Genomic DNA, 4705 nt, shown 5'->3' on the forward strand with positions numbered 1-4705 from the left:
GGGGGCGGGGGGGGGGCGGCGGGGGGCGGCGCCGCCCCCGCCGGGGCCCGGTCACACGGGCACCGGCGGGTTGTCGTCGGTGCCTTCGCGGCCCGCCGCGGCGCGGTGGCCGGGGTCCTCGGCCCGGTCGGCGGCGAGGCTGTTGCGCAGGGTCACCCACAGCCGGAACAGGATGTCCGTCGAGGTGCCGCCGCTGGAGGACTGCATGGCCCGGGCGAACTCGCTGTGGTGCGTCCGGGAGTTGACCGGTACCGGGGTGCGGGCGTTGTTGGTCCGCTCCCAGGCCGCCGCCCACAGGGCGCGGCGGACCTCCCTGACCTCGCAGGCCTCCATGTAGGTGAGGAACACGGGTTTGTGGAGCGGGGCCTCGCCCTTGAGGACCAGGGCCAGGGTGCTGGCCGGCAGGCGCCGGCCCTTGTCGCGGGCCCGGCGGTCCAGTTCCTTGAGGGAGGGCCAGTCGGCCTTGCGGCGCATCTCGTGCATCGCCCGGCGCAGGTCGGCGAAGGAGTCGACCTGCTGGGGGTCGACCCGCCGGGGCGCCCGCAGCCGCCTGGTTCCGGAGGGGCGGGGCACGTGGGCCCAGTAGTTGGCCTGGGCCCACTTGCGCCGGGCCGTCTTGAGGTCGCCGCCGCATTCGCGGGTGACGGCCTCGACGACCTTCCAGTTCGGTACGGTGCGGCCGCTGGCGGCCCGCTGCAGGGTGGTGGCGTGGTAGTTGGTCCGAACGGCGAGTTGACGGTAGGTCAGATCTGCGCGTTCGCGCTGCTCGCGCAGCCATGCGGCCAGCCGGCCCAGCGCCGGCTCGGTCGCCTCGATCGGTTTCTCCCGGCGTCCCATCGCAGGCAGACGCTCCCGCTAGACCGGCTCCTGTCGCAGTCTGGCGGCCAGCAGCCAGCTTCCGGCGGCCAGTTCGAGCGCCACCCCGGCCGACATGCCGGTCGCCACCAGCGCGGCGGCCGTCACGACCGTCAGGACGACCACCACGACGACCACGGCCGTCCGGCCGAACGCGGGCCGCCGGGGCGGGACCGGCCGCGCGGGCTCCGGCGCACCGACCGCGCAGTGGGTGCGGGCGCGCCTGTTTCGCTTCCTCGTCATCGAGGGAACCCCTTCCTGTATCACTGTTCACTCCGACTGACGGGCACTTCGCGCGGTTGGCGTCGCACTGGGTGTCCGTTGGGGTGACACTCTGTCAGGCATACGGGTGATTCCCAATCGGTTCGGTGAACATCGCGCAGATTGATGCGCCGCCGACCCGGCTCCCGCCCGTGGTCTTCCGAACGCCGTAGCAGAAAGGGGCAGTTCAGCGCCTCGAAACCGGATTTTGATGCGCCTTTGTGCAGCACCCCCTTGTAAGCCCTCCGGGCCGGGTGTGACGATTTGCAGCGGCGTCACCAGGACCTGCGGGTCCGGAACCCGGGGGGCGCTGTTCACTCCGACAATCTCGGGAACATCGGCAGCGGGCCGTGTTGGCGCATGGGCCCGTCCGAACAGCAGAGACCGCCCGGCCCCAGCGGCCCCGGCGGTCTCTCTGCGTTCCCGCCGGCGGCAGCCCGGCCGCCACCCACGGCGGGGGCGGGGGCGCCGCACAGGAAGTCGGCGGAATCGACTTCCCACGCACGGCAGCAGTCCCCCCACCTCACCAGCCAAGACCGCCTCACAGCGCCCCCGGCAGCAGCCACGGTCGCCACCTGGATCCGGGGCGGGGGCAGTTGCCCTGCACAGGAAGTCGGCGGGATCGACTTCCTGTTCGCCGCAGGGGTTCGCCCGCCTGGGCGGGCCGGGCGAACCCCTGCGTTCGCGGGGGCGGGCCGGGAACCGTCCGGGGTCCGGGGCGCGGGGGCGGCGCTCGGGGCGGGTGCGAGGATACGTGCGTGTACTGGTACCTGACCGTCCGCTCGGACCGCCGTCACGGCGGCAGTGTGCCGGTCTGCGCACTGGTACGGCACCTGGAAGCGGTCCCCGGACTGCGGAGGACCGACCCCGCCTCCTACCAGACCGAAGCCGGACCCGACTGGCTCACGGTGACCGTCGCCGCGTGCGACGAAGCCGGGAACTACGCCGTCCACGCGGGCCGGGTAGCGCAGCGGGTGAACGTGACTCCTCCCCCGGATGAATCCGGGGGCTTCTCGCTAACCCTGGCGGGCGTCGCGGCGGACCAGCCCGGCCCGTAGAACGTTGACAGCTCCCACCGTGTCGGCGTGTGCCGTGTGGCCGCAAGCGACGCAGTGGAATTTCTCCTGTGTGGTCCGGTTCTCCGCCGCGACATGACCACACGTGGGGCGTGGGCAGGTGCGGGAGGTGTTGCGGGGGTCCACGGCGATCACTGTCCGACCGGCGCTTTCAGCCTTGCTGGTGAGGATCGTGAGGAACACCCCCCAACCGGCATCGTTGATCGACTTGTTCAATCCGGCCTTGGCCGCCGCGCCGTTGGGCAGGAACGCGCCTGGCTGGTCGGGGTCGGTCTTCGGCGCGGGGGCCTTGACCATGTTGCGGATCTTGAGGTCTTCGTACGCGACGAAATCGTGCTCGCGAATGAGACCGAGGGCGGTTTTGTGGGCGTGGTCGAGGCGCTGGCATCGCACCTTGCGGTGCAGGCCGGCGACCTTCCGTACGGCCTTCTGGTGGTTGGCGGTGCGCTTGTCCCGACGTACGCGGGGGAAGCGGCTGAGTGCCTGCTGTGCGGCTTCCAGCTTCGCCGCGGCCTGTCGGCCGTGGCGCGGGTTGGGCACGAACCCGCCATTGGAGTCGGCGAGGAAGTTCGCTATGCCCATGTCGATTCCGACCACGGACCCCGTGGGGGCCAGCGGCTCGGGTTCACCCTGTTCGGCGGTGAGGACGACGTACCAGCGCCTGCCCTCGCGCTTGACGCTGACGGTCTTGACCTTGCCGACCACCGGCCGGTGCTGGTTGACCTTGACGTGCCCGACGCCCTGGAAGCGGACGCGGGTGACCGGGTCGTGCGGGGTGGAGTTCCAGCGGACTCCGTCGCCGTCCTTGGGGAAGTCAACCGTGTCGAACCAGTTCACGCCCCGAAACCGGGGGTAGCCGGGCGTCTCATCGGCCTTGACACGGCGGAAGAATGCCGCGAACGCCTTGTCCAGGCGGCGAAGCGTCGCCTGCTGCGAGGAGAACGACCAGCGACCCTGACGCTCCGGGTCGAACGCCCGGATGTCCTTGAGCTGGGCGGACTGCATCCCGTACTTGATGCTGGTCTTGGACACGTGCCGGTAGGCGTCCCGACGCTCTTGAAGCGCTCCGTTGTAGAGCGAGCAGTGGTCACGCAGCATCTCGCCGAGCGCTTGCGTCTGGCCCACGGTGGGCCGCATGAGGAACGTGTACGCACGGATCATCCGGCCCACCCCCCTTCAAGGTCGATACGACAACACTACACTTGGAGTATGTCACCCCGCTGGGAGCCAAACCCCGATATTCGCACTGGTAGGAACGTCGCCCACAACCTGCACGCACACTTGGTGTTCGTCACGAAGTACCGCAAGGGCGTCTTCGACGACGCGATGCTCAAGCGGTGTGAGGAGATCATGCGTGAGGTCTGCGACAAGTTCGGGACGGAGCTACGCGAGTTCAACGGCGAGACCGATCACGTGCATCTGCTGGTGCACTACCCACCGAAGATCGCGCTGTCCAAGCTGATCAACAGCTTGAAGGGCGTCAGCTCGCGGTACCTGCGGGCCGAGTACACCGGCCGCGTCAACCGCATCGGGCTGGGCTCGGTCTTCTGGTCCCGCTCCTACTTCGCCGGATCGTGCGGCGGTGCACCGCTCAGCATCGTCCGCCAGTACATCGAAGGCCAGAAGCGGCCTATCTAACCGTCAACCCGCGCGCCGCAGAGAACTCCGCCGCTTCACAGCTCCGGGCCAAGGATGCATTCCCTCCCCGGCTAAAGCCGGGGATACCCTGCAAGATCAGGGATGGTGGAACTGATCTGCTCCTCGGCCGCGCCGGGCACGGCCTACGGCGCCGCGCTGGCACTGGCGGAAGGGATCGCCGACCTCCTCGGCTGGGAGGTGGCCGACTCCGACAGCGGCGAGGTCCTGCACACCGCTCCGGCCGGGTGCGACGCCGGCTGCCCGGCCTGTGCGACGCCGCAGGGCCGCAGGGGCCGCCCCGCCTGATCCGGGCGCCGCACCGAGCAGTTCGCCGCCCGGCCGCCCGCGTGCGGCGCGATCGCCCTCAGAAGCGGGTGACGTGGGCGCGGCACCGGGCGAGGACGCACGATGCAGCCGGCCAAGGCCAGGGCAGGGCGGTTGCCGTGCGCAGGAAGTCGACGAGACCGACTTCCTGCGCGCACACCAGGAGTTCACCCACCTCAGCGGCGCAGGCGACCTCACCGCATTCCCGATTTCCAGCAGCCTCAGCAGCAACGCCACCAAAGGCCAAGGTGGAGGGACGCACAGGAAGTCGGCGGGTCCGACTTCCTGTGCGTGGGCGTTCAGGTGGTGTGGGTGGTGGCTTGGGTGCGGCAGTGGGTGAGGGCGTAGGTGATGCGGCTGTCGGGGGTGGGGGCTGCGGCGAGGAGTTCGCCGGCGGTGACGAGGGTGGTCCAGTAGCGGGCCGGGTCGCCGGTGCGGGGCGTGGGGTGGGCGGCGGCGAGGGAGAGGTAGGCGGTGGTGAGGTTGCCGGTGGTGAACCAGCGGTCGAGGCCGTGGCGGTGGCCGGGGCGGATGCCGCCCATGGCGTCGAT

The 4705-nt window shown here is 70.5% G+C and carries 6 protein-coding genes and 1 pseudogene; 3 read left to right on the forward strand and 4 right to left on the reverse strand.

The features are described from left to right. Positions 1-51 precede the first annotated feature (51 nt). Together ACFV0O_RS40780 and ACFV0O_RS40785 are read right to left on the reverse strand one after the other, a co-directional pair. Positions 52-837 carry a helix-turn-helix domain-containing protein gene (locus ACFV0O_RS40780; protein ID WP_380349924.1) on the reverse strand — a complete coding sequence of 262 codons (786 nt, stop codon included), beginning with the start codon at positions 835-837 and terminating at the stop codon, positions 52-54. Positions 838-855: 18 nt separating this feature from the next. Beyond that, positions 856-1098 carry a hypothetical protein gene (locus ACFV0O_RS40785; RefSeq protein ID WP_380349927.1) on the reverse strand — a complete coding sequence of 81 codons (243 nt, stop codon included), beginning with the start codon at positions 1096-1098 and terminating at the stop codon, positions 856-858. Between the two features lie 776 nt (positions 1099-1874). Here ACFV0O_RS40785 and ACFV0O_RS40790 point away from each other — a divergent pair. Continuing rightward, the gene (locus ACFV0O_RS40790; protein WP_380349930.1) at positions 1875-2174 is read left to right on the forward strand and encodes a hypothetical protein; all 300 of its coding nucleotides are present in this window, start codon (positions 1875-1877) and stop codon (positions 2172-2174) included. Here ACFV0O_RS40790 and ACFV0O_RS40795 read toward each other — a convergent pair. Continuing rightward, positions 2133-3353: an RNA-guided endonuclease InsQ/TnpB family protein gene (locus ACFV0O_RS40795; protein WP_380349933.1), complete on the reverse strand. Its 1221-nt coding sequence runs from the start codon at positions 3351-3353 to the stop codon at positions 2133-2135. The two genes, ACFV0O_RS40790 and ACFV0O_RS40795, sit on opposite strands and share 42 nt — an antisense overlap. A 48-nt stretch (positions 3354-3401) precedes the next feature. On the opposite strand from ACFV0O_RS40795, the gene tnpA reads away from it, so the two are divergent. Both tnpA and ACFV0O_RS40805 read left to right on the forward strand, forming a co-directional pair. Beyond that, entirely contained in the window at positions 3402-3830 is a 429-nt protein-coding gene (tnpA, locus tag ACFV0O_RS40800) for an IS200/IS605 family transposase (protein ID WP_380349936.1), read from the forward strand. 102 nt (positions 3831-3932) lie between these two features. Then, positions 3933-4136 (forward strand): hypothetical protein, encoded by a 204-nt coding sequence (locus tag ACFV0O_RS40805; RefSeq protein ID WP_380349939.1) that lies wholly within the window; start codon positions 3933-3935, stop codon positions 4134-4136. A 317-nt stretch (positions 4137-4453) separates the two neighbouring features. Here ACFV0O_RS40805 and ACFV0O_RS40810 read toward each other — a convergent pair. Then, positions 4454-4705 (reverse strand): annotated as a pseudogene (locus ACFV0O_RS40810) (hypothetical protein); the annotation flags it as partial.

It is taken from the genome of Kitasatospora sp. NPDC059577 (genome assembly GCF_042735475.1).
Lineage (GTDB): Bacteria > Actinomycetota > Actinomycetes > Streptomycetales > Streptomycetaceae > Kitasatospora.